The sequence below is a fragment of the Massilia endophytica genome, from assembly GCF_021165955.1.
Classification (GTDB): Bacteria; Pseudomonadota; Gammaproteobacteria; order Burkholderiales; family Burkholderiaceae_D; genus Rugamonas; species Rugamonas endophytica.
The window spans coordinates 610,448-629,549 of the sequence record NZ_CP088952.1 but is presented as its reverse complement, the minus strand read 5'-3'; the positions used below and the strand labels follow the sequence as shown (position 1 = coordinate 629,549).

19 protein-coding genes are annotated in these 19,102 nt (G+C 64.2%); 11 read left to right on the top strand and 8 right to left on the bottom strand.

What is annotated here, in order from left to right:
* Positions 1-9: 9 nt before the first annotated feature.
* Positions 10-1,455 (top strand): exodeoxyribonuclease I, encoded by a 1,446-nt coding sequence (gene sbcB / locus LSQ66_RS02910; protein WP_231768316.1) that lies wholly within the window; start codon positions 10-12, stop codon positions 1,453-1,455.
* Positions 1,456-1,477: 22 nt separating this feature from the next.
* On the opposite strand, the gene LSQ66_RS02905 is transcribed toward sbcB, so the two are convergent.
* From LSQ66_RS02905 to pyrF, 3 genes are read right to left on the bottom strand one after another with little or no spacing between them, the layout of a single operon-like run.
* Positions 1,478-1,948 carry a hypothetical protein gene (locus LSQ66_RS02905; protein WP_231768315.1) on the bottom strand — a complete coding sequence of 157 codons (471 nt, stop codon included), beginning with the start codon at positions 1,946-1,948 and terminating at the stop codon, positions 1,478-1,480.
* A gap of 16 nt (positions 1,949-1,964) precedes the next feature.
* Complete coding sequence (locus tag LSQ66_RS02900) at positions 1,965-2,504, bottom strand: hypothetical protein (protein ID WP_231768314.1); 540 nt, start codon at positions 2,502-2,504, stop codon at positions 1,965-1,967.
* 27 nt (positions 2,505-2,531) lie between these two features.
* Entirely contained in the window at positions 2,532-3,353 is an 822-nt protein-coding gene (gene pyrF, locus LSQ66_RS02895; protein WP_231768313.1) for an orotidine-5'-phosphate decarboxylase, read from the bottom strand.
* A 132-nt stretch (positions 3,354-3,485) separates the two neighbouring features.
* Here pyrF and LSQ66_RS02890 point away from each other — a divergent pair, with 132 nt between their 5' ends.
* The 5 genes from LSQ66_RS02890 (at position 3,486) to LSQ66_RS02870 (ending at position 7,173) form a co-directional block, all read left to right on the top strand.
* Positions 3,486-4,088 carry a LemA family protein gene (locus LSQ66_RS02890; protein ID WP_231768312.1) on the top strand — a complete coding sequence of 201 codons (603 nt, stop codon included), beginning with the start codon at positions 3,486-3,488 and terminating at the stop codon, positions 4,086-4,088.
* A gap of 135 nt (positions 4,089-4,223) precedes the next feature.
* Positions 4,224-5,087 (top strand): TPM domain-containing protein, encoded by an 864-nt coding sequence (locus tag LSQ66_RS02885; RefSeq protein ID WP_407659619.1) that lies wholly within the window; start codon positions 4,224-4,226, stop codon positions 5,085-5,087.
* Positions 5,087-5,611 (top strand): TPM domain-containing protein, encoded by a 525-nt coding sequence (locus LSQ66_RS02880; protein ID WP_231768311.1) that lies wholly within the window; start codon positions 5,087-5,089, stop codon positions 5,609-5,611. Before LSQ66_RS02885 ends, LSQ66_RS02880 begins: the two co-directional genes overlap by 1 nt.
* 38 nt (positions 5,612-5,649) lie before the next feature.
* Entirely contained in the window at positions 5,650-6,417 is a 768-nt protein-coding gene (locus LSQ66_RS02875; RefSeq protein WP_231768310.1) for an SDR family NAD(P)-dependent oxidoreductase, read from the top strand.
* Positions 6,418-6,780: 363 nt separating this feature from the next.
* Positions 6,781-7,173 carry a VanZ family protein gene (locus LSQ66_RS02870; protein ID WP_231768309.1) on the top strand — a complete coding sequence of 131 codons (393 nt, stop codon included), beginning with the start codon at positions 6,781-6,783 and terminating at the stop codon, positions 7,171-7,173.
* Here the strand turns inward: LSQ66_RS02870 and LSQ66_RS02865 are convergent.
* Positions 7,170-7,469: a hypothetical protein gene (locus tag LSQ66_RS02865; protein ID WP_231768308.1), complete on the bottom strand. Its 300-nt coding sequence runs from the start codon at positions 7,467-7,469 to the stop codon at positions 7,170-7,172. The two genes, LSQ66_RS02870 and LSQ66_RS02865, sit on opposite strands and share 4 nt — an antisense overlap.
* Positions 7,470-7,626: 157 nt before the next feature.
* Here LSQ66_RS02865 and LSQ66_RS02860 point away from each other — a divergent pair, with 157 nt between their 5' ends.
* Complete coding sequence (locus tag LSQ66_RS02860; protein ID WP_231768307.1) at positions 7,627-8,043, top strand: hypothetical protein; 417 nt, start codon at positions 7,627-7,629, stop codon at positions 8,041-8,043.
* Here LSQ66_RS02860 and LSQ66_RS02855 read toward each other — a convergent pair whose 3' ends face one another.
* Both LSQ66_RS02855 and LSQ66_RS02850 read right to left on the bottom strand, forming a co-directional pair.
* Positions 8,044-8,937, bottom strand: a complete 894-nt coding sequence (locus LSQ66_RS02855) for a TraB/GumN family protein (protein WP_231768306.1) — start codon at positions 8,935-8,937, stop codon at positions 8,044-8,046.
* A gap of 323 nt (positions 8,938-9,260) precedes the next feature.
* Entirely contained in the window at positions 9,261-10,754 is a 1,494-nt protein-coding gene (locus tag LSQ66_RS02850; RefSeq protein ID WP_231768305.1) for a dipeptidase, read from the bottom strand.
* Between the two features lie 47 nt (positions 10,755-10,801).
* Here LSQ66_RS02850 and LSQ66_RS02845 point away from each other — a divergent pair, with 47 nt between their 5' ends.
* From LSQ66_RS02845 to LSQ66_RS02835, 3 genes are all read left to right on the top strand, one after another.
* Positions 10,802-13,120, top strand: a complete 2,319-nt coding sequence (locus LSQ66_RS02845; protein ID WP_231768304.1) for a hybrid sensor histidine kinase/response regulator — start codon at positions 10,802-10,804, stop codon at positions 13,118-13,120.
* 31 nt (positions 13,121-13,151) lie between these two features.
* On the top strand, positions 13,152-14,138 hold the full coding sequence (locus LSQ66_RS02840) for an LLM class flavin-dependent oxidoreductase (protein ID WP_231770037.1): 987 nt from the start codon (positions 13,152-13,154) through the stop codon (positions 14,136-14,138).
* A 108-nt stretch (positions 14,139-14,246) separates the two neighbouring features.
* The gene (locus LSQ66_RS02835; protein ID WP_231770036.1) at positions 14,247-15,410 is read left to right on the top strand and encodes an MFS transporter; all 1,164 of its coding nucleotides are present in this window, start codon (positions 14,247-14,249) and stop codon (positions 15,408-15,410) included.
* Here the strand turns inward: LSQ66_RS02835 and LSQ66_RS02830 are convergent.
* On the bottom strand, positions 15,400-16,527 hold the full coding sequence (locus LSQ66_RS02830) for an acyltransferase family protein (protein WP_231768303.1): 1,128 nt from the start codon (positions 16,525-16,527) through the stop codon (positions 15,400-15,402). The two genes, LSQ66_RS02835 and LSQ66_RS02830, sit on opposite strands and share 11 nt — an antisense overlap.
* A gap of 108 nt (positions 16,528-16,635) precedes the next feature.
* On the opposite strand from LSQ66_RS02830, the gene LSQ66_RS02825 reads away from it, so the two are divergent.
* On the top strand, positions 16,636-17,397 hold the full coding sequence (locus LSQ66_RS02825) for an FCD domain-containing protein (protein WP_231768302.1): 762 nt from the start codon (positions 16,636-16,638) through the stop codon (positions 17,395-17,397).
* Positions 17,398-17,402: 5 nt separating this feature from the next.
* Here the strand turns inward: LSQ66_RS02825 and LSQ66_RS02820 are convergent, their stop codons facing one another.
* Complete coding sequence (locus LSQ66_RS02820; RefSeq protein ID WP_231768301.1) at positions 17,403-19,031, bottom strand: M28 family peptidase; 1,629 nt, start codon at positions 19,029-19,031, stop codon at positions 17,403-17,405.
* Positions 19,032-19,102: the final 71 nt, after the last annotated feature.

Here is a 19,102-nt window from a genome sequence, read left to right as displayed (position 1 = left end):
AATCTCCTTATGAGTAATCACACCTTCCTTTGGCACGACTACGAAACCTTCGGCGCCGTGCCCCGCCGCGACCGTCCCGCCCAGTTTGCCGCCATCCGCACCGATGCGGAACTGAACGAGATCGGCGAGCCGGTGATGCTGTTCTGCCAACCCGCCAACGACTTCCTGCCCGATCCGACGGCCTGCCTGATTACCGGCATCACGCCGCAGCAGTGCCTCGAACAGGGCGTGCCGGAGTACCAGTTCGCTGCCGCCATCGAACAGGCCTTTTCCCAGCCCGGCACCATCGGCGTCGGCTACAACACCATCCGCTTCGACGACGAAGTTACCCGCTTCCTCTTCTGGCGCAACCTGATCGACCCCTATGCCCGCGAATGGCAGAACCAGTGCGGCCGCTGGGACCTGCTGGACGTGGTACGCATGTGCTACGCCCTGCGGCCGGACGGAATCGTGTGGCCTACTCACGATAACGGCAAGCCAAGCTTCAAACTTGAGCATTTGACAGCGGCAAATGGCCTGGTGCACGAAGCAGCCCACGACGCCCTCTCCGACGTGCGTGCCACCATCGCCCTGGCGCGCCTGATCCGCCAGCGCCAGCCCAAGCTCTTCGACTTCTGCCTCGCGCTGCACAAGAAGGAGCGCGTGGCCGAGGAAATCGGCATGCATCTGGCCCCTGCACTGCGCCAGCCCTTCCTGCACGTTTCCGGCATGTTCCCGCCGGAGCGCGGCTGCCTGGCCCTCGTGTGGCCGCTGGCCAGCCATCCCACGAACAAGAACGAACTGATCGTCTGGGACTGCAGCCACGACCCGAGCGAACTGTTTGCGCTGGACGCCGACACCATCCGCCTGCGCCTCTTCACGCGCAGCGAAGCACTGCCCGAAGGCGTGACGCGGCTGCCGGTGAAGAGCATCCACATCAACAAGTCGCCGATGCTGGTATCGAACCTGAAGACCCTCTCGCCGCAGATGGCGGAGCGCTGGGGCATGGACCTCGAACAGGGCCGCGCCTTCGCGCAGCTTGCGGCGGCGGGGCCGGACATGGCGGCGATCTGGGAAGAAGTGTTCTATCGTCCGCCAGGCGAACCGGCGGATGTGGACGAAGACCTGTACGGAGGCTTCGTCAGCAACGGCGACCGCCGCCTGCTCGATTCGCTGCGCCGCGAACGCCCCGAGAAGCTGGCGCAAATGTCGCCGCAATTCCAGGACGACCGCCTGCAGGAGCTCCTGTTTCGCTACCGCGCCCGCAACTTCCCGCAGACGCTGAACGAACACGAAATAGAGCAATGGGAACAGCACCGCGCCGCCCGCTTCTTCGAAGGCGCCGGCGGCGCCCGCACGGTCGACCAGCTATTCGGCGAGCTCGATGCGCTGTCCTCCACGACCGACGAGCGAGGGCAGGAAATACTGCAGGCGCTGTCGGACTATGTGGAAATGGTGGTTCCCGAGCACTACTAACAGCCGGGCAGCTGGGTTCTGTTCACTTGCGCGAGAATTTCGCAAACGCTTCATTGAGTGAAGCGCTGACATACTCGGTCAATATCGGGGCGGACACTTGTTGCACCTCCGCTCCGATCTCGGCCTGCTTGCTGCCCAGCTTTGCAAGATACCTGGAGCTACGTCCCTCGGAAGCGAGCGAGGCCAGTTCCTCGGGGCTGAAGTGCCGGGAATAGACTTTTGCGAGATTCGCGTTCCACTGCGGCTGAAACCGGGCCGCTTGAATGTCCATCTCCCTGGACACCAGCACCTTCGCCTCCGATTGTCCTAATTTCGAAGCCATCAGCGCAAATGTCTGGGTTCTCTGTGCTACAGCCAGCCCCAGGGTCTCCATATTGCTCCCAAGGTCATGACGCTGAACAAAATCGACAGCCGAGGGCTGGGTAGCATCTGCCTTTGCAGTAGATGCGACATTGAAAAGAATGATTAATACCAGTGCGAGTCTCGGCAACATAGGCAATGTCCATGTTCTAGCTGGCTGCGTCCGTGTCCCTGGCACTACGAAACGGAGCAACAAGATTGATGATAACCCAGCCTGTGACGGTGACAAAAATCATTCCCACAAAGGCCCACACGGCGACGGCCGCATTCCTCACCCCAAATGTATAGTTGAGATCATCAATAGACAAATAGCCGGCATCCTCTTGCCAGGACGCGTATGTCACAAAGACCTCGCCCGTCCAGAAGGAGAAGGTGTACGCATCGGCAGGCGCTTTGCCAAACAATTCGGTCAGCTTGGGCGCAAACTCTTTCGTTCTATAGTCGCAACCGATCCCTTCACACCTGAAACCATCTCGCTCCATCCAAGAGAGGAGGTCCTTCGATTCAGGCAACCGCCCCTCATGGGATCGATACGCATCGATCAGTCCTTTCGCGTGAGCGATCAGGATGCCCTCTTGTCCACGAATCTGATGAAAACCTGTGTCATACGACAGATAGGAGAAGAAGAAACACAGCGCCGCAAGGAGCGCCGTGGTTCCAGACATCAGGCAGTAGAGCAAACTTAACATGCTCCGAACAGACCACGCGCCCTGCGTTCAACCGCGATGCAGGTTGATCGCGTCGCGGGTTTCGATGGCGACGCGGCGGGCGGCTTCGGCGAAGTCTTCGCCTGCTTTCTGTGGCGCGTAGAGGATGGCGCGGGAGGAGTTGATCATCATGCCCGTGCCTGCCGCCGTGCGGCCGGACTTGACGGTCGCTGCGATATCGCCACCCTGCGCGCCGATGCCGGGCACCAGCAGCGGCATGTCGCCCACGATGGCGCGCACCTGCGCCAGTTCTTCGGGGAAGGTGGCGCCCACCACCAGCGCGCACTGGCCGTTCGCATTCCACTTCTGCGACACGAGCGCCGCGACGTGCTGGTACAGGGGTTTGCCGTCCACCTGCAGGAACTGCAGGTCGGAGCCGCCCGCGTTCGAGGTGCGGCACAGCACGATCACGCCGCGGTCCTTCCATTCCATATAGGGCTCGACAGAGTCCGAACCCATGTAGGGGTTCACGGTAACAGCGTCGGCGCCATAGCGGTCGAAGGCTTCGCGTGCATACTGCTTGGCGGTGGCGCCGATGTCGCCGCGCTTGGCGTCGAGGATCAGGGGAATCTCGGGATAGTTGGCGCGCAGGTAGGCGCAGATGGCTTCCAGCTGGCGCTCGGCGCCCAAGGCCGCGAAATAGGCGATCTGCGGCTTGAAGGCGCAGGCGAGGTCGGCAGTGGCGTCGATGATCTCGGTGCAGAAGCGGGTGATGCCGTCCGGGTCGGAGCGGAACTGGGCCGGGAGGCGCTCCATGTCAGGGTCGAGGCCAACGCACAGCAGGGAGTCGTTCGCGGTCCAGGCAGCGTTCAGTTTGTTAATAAAATTCACGAGCCACCCCTTTTAATTTCGTTGCAAACCCACCATTATAACGGCGCACGGTGGGCTCACTGTGTGTCTCACCGAACAAATTGCTTCCTGCTAAACGTGTATAGTCTGAAAACCAATAAGAAGGAGAGAACGATGGGTAAGGTACTGATTTCCAAGTGGATTGCCTTGGGTGCGCTGGCTGTGCTGCTGAGCGGCTGCGGCTACAACGAGTTCCAGAGCAAGGACGAAGCCATCAAAGCCTCCTGGGGCGAGGTGGTGAACCAGTACCAGCGCCGGGCGGACCTGATTCCGAACCTGGTCAACACCGTCAAGGGCTATGCCTCGCATGAACGCGAAACCCTGGAAGCCGTCACCAAGGCGCGCGCCCAGGCGACCAGCGTGCAGATCACGCCGGAGGTCCTGAACAACCCGGCCGCCTTCCAGAAGTTCCAGCAGGCCCAGGGCGAGCTGTCCTCCGCCCTGTCGCGCCTGATGGCCGTTTCGGAGCGCTATCCGGACCTGAAGGCCGATACCAGCTTCCGCGACCTGCAGTCGCAGCTGGAAGGAACTGAAAACCGTATCACCGTGGCGCGCCAGCGTTACATCAGCACGGTGCAGGAGTACAACGTGCTGGCGCGGCGCTTCCCGACCAACCTCACGGCCATGATGTTCGGCTACGAGGTGAAGCCGACCTTCCAGGTCGAAAACGAGAAAGCCATTTCGACCGCACCAACCGTCGATTTCGGCAAGAAGTAAGGCCACACCATGGCACGCAGGCGTGACGAGGAAACCCACCCTTCGGTGGGCAAATGGAGCGGCACGGCGGAGATCACCGACGAGCGTATCGATGCGCGCCGCCGGCCGCGCCTGCGGGACCGGCTGCGCGGGGCGATGGCCTCGCGCCTGCATTCGGAAAGCCTGGCGCCGCGCATCGTCTTTGCGCTGCTGGTCATCTGCCTGACGCTGATGATCGCGGTGAACGCCACCGCCCAGGAACTGGCGAAGGTGCCGGAACTGAAGGCCCGCGTCACCGACCAGGTGAACATGCTTACGCCGCAGCAGCGCACCTCGCTCGAGTCGGTGCTGGCCGACTATGAACAGCGCACGGGCAGCCAGATCGCGGTGCTCCTGATGTCCAGTACCGCACCCGAATCCATCGAGCAGTTCAGCATCCGCGTCGTGGAGGCGTGGAAACTGGGGCGCAAGGGCGTGGACGACGGCGTGCTGCTGGTGGTGGCGAAGGATAATCCGCCTGCATTGCGCCGCCTGCGCATCGAGTCCGGACGCGGTGTCCAGGGCTCGCTGACCGACGCGCAATCGAAGCGCGTGCTGCAGGACGTGATCGCGCCCCATTTCCGCAACAATGACTTCTACGGCGGCCTGACGGCGGGCGTGAGCGCCATTGCCACGCTGATCGACAAGGAACAGCTGCCCGCGCCGAAGGCGAAGCAGCAGCCGAAGCGCGAGCAGGAATCCGGCGGGAGCTGGCTCGTGCCGCTTCTGCTCTTCGGTGTCTTCGTCGTGCTGCCCATGTTCCGGGGCCGCAGCCGCGGACTGCGCCGCTCGGGCTGGGGTTCGGATGCGGCCGGAGTGCTGATCGGCAGCGCCATCGGCAATGCATTGGGCCAGGCGAACCGCGGCGGCTGGAGCGGCGGCGGCTTCAGTGGCGGCGGTGGCTTCGGCAGCGGTGGCGGTGGTTTCGGCGGCGGTGGCGGCGGCAGCTTTGACGGCGGCGGCGCCTCGGGAGACTGGTAATGAGCGCACTACCCACGACTTTCCTCGGCCGCTGCCGGCGCGCACTGCGCCACTGGATGACAGGCGCCGGCGCCGGACGCCGCTCTTTCCCTGCCGCGACGCTGAAGGATATCGAAACAGCCATCACCGAAGGCGAGCGTATGCACCGCGCCGAAGTGAGACTGATCGTGGAGCCTGCGCTGCCTGTTGGCGCAGCCTTCGCCAACGTGAGCAACCGGCAGCGCGCCCGCGCCCTCTTCGCCCAGTATGGCGTGTGGGACACGGAAGAGAACTGCGGCGTACTTATTTACGTGAACCTGGCGGCGCGCGAGGTCGATATCGTAGCCGACCGCAATGTGGGCCGCCTGATCGCCGATGGGGAGTGGCAGGACGTGTGCCGCACCATGACGCAAGGCTTCGCCAAGGGCGAGTTCCACGACAGCACCCTGGCCGCGCTGGCCCAGCTCAATACCCTGCTGCAGAAGCACTTCCCGGCAGACGGCTCGCGCCCGAACCAGCTGCCGAACGAAGCGGTCATTCTCTAGGCTACAATCCGCTTCTTCGAATTTGCAGGGAAGCGGACATGAAACTTCAGAACAAGGTAGCCATCGTCACCGGCGCAACGCAGGGCATCGGCCTTGCCTGCGCCACACGTCTGGTGCAAGAAGGCGCGCGCGTGATGCTGGCCGATATCCGGCCCGAGGGCCGCGAAGCCGCCGAGGCGCTTGGCCCGCAGGCCCGCTTCCACGCCTGCGACGTCGGCATCAAGGCCGAGGTGGATGCCCTGGTCGCCGCCACGCTGGCGGAGTTCGGCGCCATCGATATCCTCATCAACAATGCGGGCGTGACCCACGCCGCCGATTTCCTCGACCTGGCCGAAGAGGATTTCGACCGGGTGCTGCGCACCAACCTGAAGTCCATGTTCCTCTGCGGGCAGGCCGTGGCGCGCGAAATGGTGAAGCGCAAGAGCGGCTGCATCATCAACATGTCCAGCGTGAACTCGGAGCTGGCCATTCCGAACCAGGTTCCCTATGTGGTATCGAAGGGCGGCGTGAACCAGCTGACCAAGGTGATGGCGCTGAACCTGGCGCCCTATGGCATCCGCGTGAACGGCATCGGCCCCGGCACCATCCTGACCGAGCTGGCGAAGAAGGCGGTACTGGCCAGCCCGGAAGCACGCCACACCATCCTCTCGCGTACTCCGCTGGGCCGCTGCGGCGAGCCGGAAGAAGTCGCCTCCATCGCCGCCTTCCTGGCCAGCGACGACGCCAGCTACATGACGGGCCAGACCCTGTTCGTGGACGGCGGCCGCATGGCCCTGAACTACACCGTGCCGGTCAAGGAAGAGTGATATTCACATTCGATATGTCTCATATCGAAAATAAGAATTGGATTTATATGTGGCGGCGCAGCATAATTACACCTGTCTCCACTATTCTCCTCCAAGATAATAGTTTGAAGCCCGCCCTCAAAAGCGGGCTTTTTTTTCGTCCCGCGCCTTGCGTGCAGTCATAGCCCTGTCACATAGGCTCCCTATACTGGACACATCTGCGATACATGCAACCGATATGCGTGATGGCAGAACAGGTACGCTGGAGCAGTCCGGCGTACCGCTCCGAATTGATCTCTTGGCCCGAACAGGGTTTGCGCCCGCTTTCACCAGCGGGCGTCTTTTTTGAGCTGCGGCTTCAGGCATGCTATTGTGGCGGCCGTGATGAAATTCCTCGAACAACTGCTGCTGACTTCCTCCCATGCGCGCCTGCGCTACTGGGGGGCCATGGGCCTGTTCCTGCTGGTGGTGGCCATCGGCTCGATTCCGGGCGCGCGCGCCGACGCGGCGAAGATCGCGTCCGGCGTGGTGCTGCATTCCTGCGGCTACGCCACGCTTGCCTTCCTCATCTTCACCGGGAGCCTGGGGACGAAGGCGCAGCGCGCCATCAAGGCTGTGCTGACGATTGCGGTCATGGGGGCGCTGGACGAATTCGTGCAGAGCTTCCTGCCCTACCGCCACGGCGCCGTGGAGGACTGGTACGTGGACTGCATCGCAGCGATGACGACGGCCAGCCTGATGTGGATGCTGTGGACGGCGCGCCGGGTGCCCGTCTAGCGCGGCTTGTTCTGCTCGTCCCGGCTTTGCTCGAACTCCAGGCGGCGCTGGCCTGAATTGACGTCCATGGCGATCTTGCGCAGCATGGCACGGGTGTGGCGGCGGTGGCGCGCCCCGGCCGCAATGCCGGCCGCGCGCTCGCAGTCCTGACGTATCGCCACCATCTGCTCGGCCTTGGCCAGGCGCACCAGGCCGAACAGGGCTTCGCGCAGCACGTGGCGCTTGCGCTCCTGCTCCACTCCGCACAGCGAATCGACCAGGCTGGTCACCACAGCTTCCGTGTTCTGCTTCGGCATAGCGCCCTCCAGAGAAATGGACGCACAATTATGGCGGGCCCCTCTACAGGAACTTTTGATTTCAGTCAATCGTGCGCGATGCGCCGACATCGGAATCTACAATCGGTGTCTCTGTCGGTTTTCGAGAGCTGTTCCACCTTACCAAGGGAGACTCATCATGAATGTGAAGAACGCACTACTGGTATTGGCATGCTCTGCACTCGCCGCCTGCGCCAACACGGATAGCGGCACCAGCACCACCTCCAGCGGCACCTCCGGCAGTACACCCCGCACCGCGTCCAGCAATATGGACAGCGAAACCGAAGGGGGAATGCAGACGAACATGGCGCAGAACTGGAGCGCCACCGTACTTTCGATTGAACCGATGTCGCGCCAGGATGCCGGAATCGGCGTGGGCGGCTCGGTGGCGGCGGCAGCCGCCGGCGGCAGCACCAGCACGACTTCCGACCGCGTCTACCGCGTCACCGTGCGCGGCGACGACGGCAGCAGCCGCAGCGTGAATGTGGAAATGATGCCCGACTATAAAGTGGGCGACCGCGTCATGTACAGCAACGGCATGCTGACGCGCCAATAATCAATACATTTTCTCGACCTCGTACCCGCGCTGCCGCAACAGTTCGGGTACGCCGTTCTCGCCCACCAGGTGCAGCAGGCCGATGCCGACGAAGGCGACCTTCTCGTTCTTCATGATGGCTTCGATATTGGCCGCCATTTCAGGATTCCGCTTGCGCAGCAGGGTACGGTCCATGAACATGGCCGATACCGTGTCGCCCGTGGTCAGCTCGCGGGTGAGCGCCGCGATGCGTTCCGCGTCCGCATTGCTCCACGCGTCGATCAGGCCTGCCGACTTCTTCAGCGCCATGCCGTTATCCAGCTCTGCGATGTTTTCGAGCAGGTAGCGCTCCTGCTGCCCATCGTCCAGCGATGCGAACAGGCTGAGCTGGTAGTCGGCCGACTCCAGTTCGCGCACTTTCTTCTTCTGCTTCACGGCGGCCGACAGCAGGAAGCCTTCCACACCGTTGGAGCGGTGGTAACCGTTCTTTTCGATCTCGGTGCCCACGAGGATATTGGCGACCAGCCAGGGCCGGTACTGCTCCACGCTGGACAAGGTCATGCCCGCCTTGGCCAGCGCCTTGTTCAACCTGGCCAGCGCCATGGGCGAGAGATGCTGGGAAATGGTCTGCCCTGCCGGATAGCTGCCGTATTTTGCCAGGGCCTGCTGGAAGGGTTCATAGGCTCGGGTGTCCAGTTCCAGGACCAGCGAGCTGGCATCGGCCAGGGCGCGGGTCACTTCAGGTTCCAGCGGGAAGAAATTCTGTTTGCCGACGTGGATGGTGCCGAAGAGGTAGCTCGTCTTGCCGTCGTGGCGCACGCGGTAGAGCGCGCCGCGCCGCGGAACCGGCTTGAGCTGGATCGGCTGGGAGGAGGCGGACGCGGATGCGACCGCATGGGGCACATTCATTTCCATGCTATTCGCCGACCATGTAATAAATATCGCAACAAGCAACAGCAAAAATCGCGGCATACAAATTCCCCGGCTGGCTTATTAATAAGCCAGCTATATTTCAATTAAAGAATTTGTGCCTTCAGGTCAGCCAGGCACCGGCTGAAGGCCGCACGTTTCCACAGCCTTGTTGCCCATGGTAAATCAAATGGCGGGGAGATGGAATAACTTTTTGGAGGGAGTGGGATAATAAACCCACATATTGCGATAAAAGCCAAATAATATAATATTCAAGCTTTTGATTTTAATATCGGGGGCGGACCGCGATTGGTCCGCCCCTTTCGGTATTACTTCGCCAGCTCGACCAGCACGGCGGTGTACATCTCCAGGTTCATCATGATCTGCTTGGTGCTGATGAATTCATGCTCCGAGTGGCCGGTGTAGACCTGGCCCGGCATGCCGGGACCGAAGCTCACCGCATTCGGGAACATGCGCGAATTGGTGCCGCCGCCAATGGAGACCGGCTTCGCGTCCTTGATGCCGGTGTAGTGCGTGAACACATTCAGCAGGGTCGGAATCTGGGGCGCATCCGGCAGCAGCCATGGCTCGCCGATGGTCGCCTTCATGGTGGCGTCCGGTGCGCGCTTGGCCTTCCACGCGTCGAAGGCTTCCTGGAACTGCTGCTGCAGTTCGGCCGTTGCCTTGCCGCGCGGGCGGCGCAGGTTGATGTTCAGCTCCAGGCCCTTGTCGGTGGACTTGAGCACGGTCGGGGACACGGTCATCGGCCCCATGAAGTCGTCGCGGTACGCCACCTTGCCGAACTTCTCGCCGTACAGGCCCGTGCCCACCAGCTCGTTGAGCAGGCTGGCCATATTGCCCGCCGTCGTGCCTTCCCACTGGCGCACGGCCAGGGCGTCGGCCAGCATGCCGATGGCGTTCACACCGTCCTCAGGCTTGGACGAGTGCGCCGCCAGGCCCTTGGCCTTGATGCGCAGGCGCTGCCCTTCCCAGGCGAAGCTGTACTGCATGCCCTTCTGCGCCGCGCCGCGCGCGCGGATCTGCTCGGCCAGTTCCGGCGTTGCGCCGTCGATCACGGCCACCGCGTCCTCTGGAATCTGGCTGCCGAAGAAGCCGCCCGTGAATTCTGTGAGCGCCGGCCCCTGGGCTGGCGCAGCGGCCACTGGCGGCAGGGTCAGCATCAGCGCGCCCCAGCCCTTCTCGGCCGTCACGACCGGGTACTCCGCATCCAGGGTGATGTTCACCTCGGGCAGCTTGTGCGTCTTCAGGTAGGCTTCCAGCGGCGCCCAGTCCGATTCCTCGGCCATGTAGACGTACAGCTCGATACGTTTGTTCAGCTTGACCTTGCGGTCCTTGATCGCCTTCATGGCGTACAGGGCGCTGGCGATGGGGCCCTTGTCGTCCTCGGTGCCGCGGCCGATCAGCTTGCCCGGCTCGCTGGTGCGGTCCAGCTTGAAGGGCGACTGCTTCCACTTGGTAGGGTCGACGGGCTGCACGTCGCCGTGGGTGACGACGCCCACGCGCTCCTTGGCCTTGCCGTAGCCGATGACGACCACGTAGCCCGAATCCTCGTAGTCGAAGCCGAGGCGTTGCGCTTCCTCCTTGAGGAACTTCTTGAAGCCGATATGATGGGGATTCTTCTCGAACGGCACCTTCGGATCGGCCACCGTGTTGTAGCTGACCATGGTGGCCATGCTGGAGATCATCTGCTCGCCGTACTTGGCGCGGGCATACTTGGCGGTGGAAAGGGCGATATCGCTGGGCGCGGCGGCGTGGGCGGCGCCATGGATCAGCATGGCCGCCAGTGCAACTTGTCTCAACATTGGGGGTAACCTCTCGTTATCAAAGTAGCGCGTGCACGGCACCAAATATGGTAACGTCACGCAATATTGACCAGTCTACATGCATTCCCGACGACGTGCAGACCACCCCTCAAAATCCAGCCCAGCGACTTCCCTCGATCCGCTTCCGGCTGGCTCTGCTGGTCATGAGCTGCGTGCTTCCGGCCGCCGTCGTTTCCGCTTTTCTCATCTACGACCACTACCGCGTTGAGCGCACGGGCATGCTGACCGAGGCCATGGGCACGGCACGTTCAATGGTCTCGGTGGTGGACCGCGATTTCGACACGGTGATCACGGCCCTCCGCGCCCTCTCCGTTTCCGACGATATCGAGCCCTCCAGGCTGGCCGAATTCCAGCGCCAGGCGGACAATGTGCACGCCATCCTGCCCATCACGGGCATCACGCTCTACGACCCGCGCACGCGGCGCGAACTGATGAGCACTGCGGCCAGCCACGGCGAGCTGCGCTTCGAGGCGGCCAATGCAGCGCTGCTGGATCAGGTCCAGGGCGATGGCCTTCCGGCCATCTCGGGCCTCTACCGCACCGCCGCCGGCGCCGCCGCCATTACCGTGGCCGTGCCGGTGCTGCGCGAGGGCGTGGCGCGCTATGTGCTCGCCGGCCAGGTACAGCCTTCGGCGCTTGGCGCCATCCTCTTCGACCAGAAGATGCCCGATACCTGGCGTGGCGGCATTCTGGATGCGGATGGACGCGTCGTGGCGCGCACGCACATGATCGAACGCCTGCAGGGCAAGCCGGTGCCAGCGCACATCATGCAGCGTGTCGTGGCCAAGCCTGAGGACATGTTCGAGTCCGAGACCATGGACAAGATCGAGGTGATGACGCTGTACAGCCGTTCCCAGAAGTCCGGCTGGACCGTTATCCTCGGCATCCCCACGGAGCAGCTGACAGCGGGCCTGCTGCGCACCCTGCAGTCGCTCATCATCGCCACCGTGGTGCTGCTGGCGATGGGCCTGGGCATGGCCTGGCTGGTCGGCGGGCGCATCGCCCATTCCATGCAGGCCCTGATCGCCCCCGCCACGGCACTGGGCAAGGGCGAAGCGGTGCAGACGCCGCAGGTCGACTTCCTGGAGGCGGAACAGGTGGGCGCATCGCTGCTGCGGGCCTCGCAGACCCTGGCCGATGCGCGCGAGCGCGCCGGCCGCGAAATCCTGGAGCGCCGCGCCGCGCAGGAAGCCTTGCAGACGGCCGACCGGCGCAAGGACGAATTCCTCGCCACGCTGGCGCACGAACTGCGCAACCCCATGGCGCCGCTGGTGAACTCGCTGGAGATCCTGCGCATGTCGGCCAAGGACAAGGCGCTGCCCGCCAACGTACTCGATGTGATGGACCGCCAGCTGCGCCAGATGGTGCGCCTGGTGGACGACCTGCTCGACGTGTCGCGCATCACCACCGACAAACTGAGCATCCGCAAGGAGCCGCTGATCCTGCAGGACGTGGTCAGGCACTCCATCGAAACCTCCACGCCGCTGGTGCAGCAGCGCAGGCATGCGCTGTCCGTGCAGATGCCGGATGCCCCGGTGCCGCTGGCGGGCGACGGCACGCGGCTTGCGCAGGTGTTCTCCAATCTTCTGAACAACGCAGCAAAATACACCCAGACCGGCGGCCGTATCGGACTCGCGGCCACGGTGAAGGACGGCCAGGCGAGGATCGAGATCAGCGACAACGGCATCGGCATTGCAGCCGATGCCCTGCCCCATGTCTTCGACATCTTCTTCCAGGCCGACCAGTCCCTCGGCCGCTCGCAGGCAGGCCTTGGCATCGGTCTCTCGCTGGCGCGCCGCCTGGTGGAACTGCACGGCGGCGCCCTCAGCGCCAGCAGCGCGGGGCCGGGCCAGGGCAGCACCTTCACTGTCGAACTGCCGGTGGCCGAGGAAGAAGGGGGCACGGTCCTGCCCGCGCAGCATAGCGGCGCGCCCTTGCGCCCCCTGCGCGTGCTGGTCGCGGACGACAACGTCGATCACGCGAACACGCTGCGCACCCTGCTTCAGGCGCGCGGCCAGACTATCCAGGTGTGCTACGACGGCCTGAGCGCCCTGCATGCAGCCGAGAGCTTCGACCCGCAGCTGGCGTTCCTCGATATCGGCATGCCCCGCATGGACGGCTACGAGCTGGCGCACCGCCTGCGCTCCACGGGACGCCACGGCCGCTGCCTGCTCGTCGCCGTCACCGGCTGGGGCCAGGACCGGGACCAGCAGCGCTCCAAGGCGGCAGGCTTCGACCGCCACATCGTCAAGCCCCTGCAGGCGGCCCAGCTGGACGCCCTGCTGCGCGAGCGGGCAGCGATGGAGGAGCACTCAAATCCACTCGCCCATCAGGGCTTTGCTTGAATCCGCTGCGGCAGGCCCCAACATGGCCCGCATGATCCCATTCTCCATACTCGACCTCTCGCCCATCGCCGAAGGCAGCGACGTTTCCACTTCCCTGCGCAACACGCTGGACCTTGCCCAGCATGGCGAGCGCTGGGGCTACCGGCGCTACTGGCTGGCGGAGCACCACGGCATGCCGGGCATTGCCAGCGCCGCGACCTCGGTCGTCATCGCCCATGTGGCGGGCGGCACGTCCACCATCCGCGTCGGCGCGGGCGGCATCATGCTGCCCAACCATTCGCCCTTGGTAATCGCCGAGCAGTTCGGCACACTCGAAGCGCTCTTCCCGGGCCGCATCGACCTTGGCCTGGGCCGTGCGCCGGGTTCGGACCAGACCACGGCGCGCGCCCTGCGCCGCAACCTGGGCTCCGATGCCGACGAGTTCCCGCAGGATGTGGCGGAACTGCAGGACTACATGTCCGACCAGCCCCGCCAGCGGGTCATGGCCGTGCCGGGCCAGGGCGCCAAGGTGCCTTTGTGGATACTGGGTTCCAGCCTGTTCGGCGCCCAGCTGGCAGCCCATATGGGCCTTCCCTTTGCATTCGCCTCGCACTTCGCGCCGCAGATGATGATGCAGGCGGTGGCGCTCTACCGCGACAACTTCCGCCCCTCGGCCCAGCTGGAGAAGCCTTACGTCATGCTGGGCTATAACGTCTTCGCGGCGGACAGCGACGAGGAAGCCCAGCTCCGCGCGACCTCCATGCAGCAGGCCTTCGTGAACCTGCGCACCGGCCGTCCTTCGCGCCTGCCCCCGCCGGTGGCGAACTTCCGCCAGCAGCTCGGTCCCGCGGAGAATGCGATGCTCGATTCGGTGCTGTCCTGCTCCGCCATCGGTTCGCCGGAAACGGTCAAGTCGCAGCTCAAGGCCTTCATCGCCAGCACGAAGCCGGACGAACTGATGATCACTTCCCAGATCCACGAACACGCCGCGCGCCTGCGCTCCTACGAGATCCTGGCGGACATTCACAAGCAGCTCTGAGCGTTTTATCCCCTGCCCAGCGAAGTCCGGCGTTATTCCCTACAATAGCCCGTTTCGACCTGCAGGGGATGCGCCTTGAGCCAGCAAGAACAAGATATTTCATCCGGCATGGTGTGGCTGATGGCGAGCGCCACTGGCCTCATCGTCGCCAACCTGTATTACGCACAGCCGCTGGTCGGCCCCATCAGCCAGGCCACCGGCCTCGATCCGGGCGCGGCGGGCCTGATCGTGACGCTCACGCAGATCGGCTACTGTCTCGGCCTTCTCTTCATCGTTCCGCTTGGCGACCTGGTGGAGAACCGCAAGCTCATACTCGGCGCCCTCTCCCTCACCGGCGCCGCCCTGTTCGCGGCGGCCTTCAGCAGCAGCGCAGCCCTCTTTCTCGCCGCGGCCTTCTGCATCGGCCTTGGCTCCGTAGCGGCGCAGGTGGTGGTGCCGTTTGCCGCCCACCTCTCGAAACCCGAGACGCGCGGCAAGACCGTGGGCACTGTGATGAGCGGACTGCTGCTGGGCATCATGCTCGCGCGGCCCGTGTCGAGCCTTGTGACGGACATGCTGGGCTGGCACGCGATCTTCGTGCTGTCCGCCATCGGCACCGGCGTGCTCGCCTTCGTGCTGCGCAGCAGGCTGCCGCAGCGCGTTCCGGCCCATGCCATGAGCTACCCGGCGTTGCTCGGATCCATGTGGCAGCTCCTGAAGACGACGCCCATCCTGCGCCGCCGCGCCGCCTACCAGTTCTGCATGTTCGGCGCTTTCAGCCTGTTCTGGACCACGGTGCCGCTCGTACTGGCGGGACCGCAGTTCGGCCTCTCCCAGACGGGTATTGCGCTCTTTGCGCTGGCGGGCGTGGCAGGCGCCGTTGCATCGCCCATCGCCGGGCACCGCGCGGACAAGGGGAAAACGCGCTCCACCACGGCCATGGCCCTGGGCGCAGGCGCCCTCTCCTTTGCCGTGCCGCTGCTGTTCACGCAAGGCGGCTATGCCGTGCAGCTTGGAATGCTGGTGTGCGCATCCATCGTGCTGGACATGGGCGTGTCGGCCAACCTCGTGGTCGGCCAGCGCTCCATCTACGCCCTGGGTGCGGAAGTGCGCAGCCGCCTGAATGGCCTGTACATGTCGATCTTCTTCATGGGCGGCGCGCTCGGTTCATCGCTGGGCGGCTGGATGTTCGCCCACCATGGCTGGCGCGGCGTGCTCCTTGCGGGCCTGATATTCCCGGCCGCGGCGCTGATCCTGTACGCGACCGAGTTCACGCAGCGCGCTAAACCTTGACGAACCAGCGGCGGCGCCACATGTACCACGCCACCGCGAACATCGCCGTGTTGAACAGCAGGGCGTAGACCAGGGACTGCGCTTCCGGCTCCAGCGGCAAGGCCTTGATCGGCGCATAGAGCGCAGCGTGCAGCTTGAAGAAGCCGATCAGCTTTGCCACCAGCCCGGAGAAGGCGAAGATGAAGAGCGCGTTCATGCCGTAGATGATGAAGAACTGCGCATGCTTCTCCATCCGCGCCCGCATGGGATACGAAGGCGCCGCGTCCAGCAGCCAGTAGAACACCCCGAACATGAGCAGGGCCCAGCCGGTGGTAAAGAGGCAGTAGGACGTGGTCCACAGGCTCTTGTTGATCGGCATGAGCACCACATCCAGGATGGCGCCCGCCAGCAGCATGCCCAGTCCCGCCACCAGCATCCATGCCGTCTTCTCGCTGCGTTCGTAGAGCGTGAGCAGCCAGCGGCCGGTGAGCACGCCAAAGAGCTGGCTGCACAAGGCGGGAATGGTGGTGAACAGCCCTTCAGGATCCCAGGTCTTCGACTGCGCCCACATATGCCCGGAGAGGAAGAGGCGGTCGATATAGGCGCCCACATCGCGGCCCGGCTCCAGCAGCCCTGCCGCCACGACGCCGTCCGGCCCCGGCACGGGAATCAGCAGCATCACGCCTGAATAGAAGGCCAGCAGGCCCGCTATCCACCACAGCTGCTGGCGCCAGTTGAAGTACACAACGAGAGGCGCCGCAAGCGCGGTGCACAAGGCGATCCTTTGCAGCACGCCCGGAATGCGCAGCGTGGCGGGATCGAACTTGGGAATGAAATTCAGCGCAAGGCCGATCAGGAAGATCAGCGCGGCGCGCTTGAACAGCTTGCGCAGCAGGCTTCCCTTGTCCGCGCCCGCCTCCGCCTGGCGGCCGAGCGAAAAGCTCATCGACACGCCGCCGATGAAAAGGAAGAAGGGGAAGATCCAGTCGGTGAAGGTCCAGCCGTTCCAGTGCGCGTGCGCGAGCTGGGAGTAGAGATGCCCCCAGTCGCCGGGGTTATTCACCAGCAGCATGCTGGCGATGGTGAAGCCGCGGAAGGCGTCGAGCGACACCAGGCGGCCCTGTGCAGGATTCGTCATGCAGGGTCCTTTTAATTGGTAGTACCAGTTGGGACTCGTGTCCGCAAAGCTTGACCCCTTCAGCGTTTGCAGCTACGATTTACTGGTCATACCAATCATACCTCAACCATGACTGCACGCAAGCCTGCCGCCGCCCGCCTTTCCGATATCGTCGCCAGCGAACTGGAAACCCGCATCCTCGAAGGATCGCTGAAGCCCGGCGACCGCCTGCCAGCCGAACGCGAACTGGCCGTGGAGCTGGGCGTATCGCGCCCTTCCCTGCGCGCTGCCCTGCAGGCGCTCGGCGCCAAGGGCCTGCTGATCACGCGCCATGGCGGCGGCACCTTCGTCACCGATTCCATGCAGGCGCCCTTCGTCGATCCCTGGCAGCAGATGCTGAAGGACCATCCGAACATTCATGGCGACCTGCTGGAGTTCAGGCACATGCTGGAAAGCCAGGCCGCCCAGCTGGCGGCGGAACGGGCAACGGAGGCGGACCTTGAACGCATTGGCGCCTGTTTCGCGGCGATGGAGCAGGCTTTTGGCGGGAGCGACCTGGAAGCCTGCATCACGACGGACGTGGCCTTCCACCAGGCGATTGCGGAAGCCGCGCACAATGTGCTGATCGGCCACCTGAATTCCAGCCTGCACAAGGTGCTGCAAGGGCACGTGCAGGGCAATCTCGAATATCTGAACGCACGGCCCGAGTTGTGGGGCCAGGTGATGGTGCAGCACCGCGCCATCTGGGATGCGATACGCGAGCGCCGCAACGAGACGGCCGCCCACGCATCGCGGCATCACATCGAATTCGTGCGGCGCACCACGCTTGAAACGCTGCGTGACGAGGAGCGCCGCAACCGCGCCAGCCGGAGGCTGGGCGCGGCGGGCTAAGGCCCTTACTTCGCGCGGGCCTTGCCGAAGGCGTCGCCCGCTTTCCACTGCGGCATTTTCGGCGCATCGGCCACCATGCGGCCCAGGTTCAGCGTGAACTGCGCCTGCTGCGTCATGCCGCCCAGGTTCCAGTTGGGATCATATTCGTCCGTCACCTGGTGATAGCGCGGGCCATAGGCCTTGCGCTCCGCTTCCGCCTTCGCCCTGTCGCCCAGGTAGTCGCTGCCGCCTTCGATGGAGAAGGCCGGCACGCCCGCCTTGGCGAAGCTGAAGTGATCGCTGCGGAAGTAGCCGCCCGCGAGGTCAGGCTTGGCTTCGGCGACCTGCATCTTCATCGCCTTGGCTGTGGCCTCGGCCATCTTGCCCAGGTCCGTGCGCTCGCTTCCCTGCGTGCCGATATCGCGCGCCGGGCCAACCCAGTTCAGGCTGTCGAGGTTCAGCGCTGCGGCCGTCTTGTCCAGAGGCCAGAGCGGAGCGCTCGCGTAGGCCGCGCTGCCCAGCAGGCCTTGCTCTTCCGCTGCCACCCACAGGAACATCTGGCTGCGCTTCGCGGGCGACTTCACCGCTTCCTGCGCCATGGCCAGCAGGGCCGCGGTGCCGGAGGCATTGTCCACGGCGCCGTTATAGATGGTGTCCTTGCCTTCGCCCTGTTTGCCCAGGTGGTCCCAGTGCGCGCTGTAGATCACCAGCTCGTCCTTCAGCTTGGGATCGGTGCCCGGCACAATACCGGCCACGTTGAACTGCTCCACCTTGCGCACCACGGATTTCATGTCCCCAGCCAGCTTCACCTTCAGCGGCACGGGCTGGAAGTCCTTGCGTTCGGCGGCTGCGCGCAGCGCATCGAGATCCTGGCCGCCTGCCTTGAACAGCGCTGCGGCCGTGTCATTCGTCATCCAGCCCTGCATCGGCGTGCCGGGCGCGCCTTCCGCCAGCTGGAAGCGTTCAACGCCGCTCCAGCTGTTCTGGATCACGCTCCAGCCATAGGAAGCGGAAGCATCGGTGTGAATCAGCAGAACACCCGCGGCATTGCGGCGTTTCGCCTCTTCGAACTTGTAGGTCCAGCGGCCGTAGTAAGTCAGGGCCTTGCCGCCGAAACGGTTCGGGGCCTCGGCGGTGGGCATGGGGTCGTTCACCATCATCACCAGCACCTTGCCCGTGAAGTCCTGGCCCTTGTAGTCGTCCCAGCCCTCTTCCGATGCCGAGATGCCGTAACCGACGAAAACGAGGTCGCCGCTCAGCGTGTGGGCGGCCTGCGCATCGCCGGTGCCCCATACCCAGTCCTTGCCGAAGGCGAAAGGCAGGGCCGCGCCATTGGCCTCCAGGTGCAGCGAGCTCGCATCCGGCTGCGACTTCACGCCTGCGATCTTCACGGCCTGGCGGTAGCTCTTGCCGTTGCCCGGCTTGAGGCCCACAGCCATCGCCTGGTTCTCCAGATAGGACACGGTAAGGTCGCCGCCGCGCTGGCCGGTGCCGCGGCCTTCCAGCAGGTCGCTGGACAGGAAGGCGAGATGGGCGCGCAGCGGCGCTTCCTGCACTTGCGGCAGGGCCTTGGCGCCAGCCGCGTAGGCCGGCAGGGCCAGCGCCAGGCTTGTGGCCAGGACGGAGGCAACGATCGGGGAGAACTTTTTCTGCATGCTTGTCAGAGGTCCGGTGAGTTGAGTGACGGTGTGCTGCGGCTCTGCGGCCGCGCGTGCATTGTATGCGA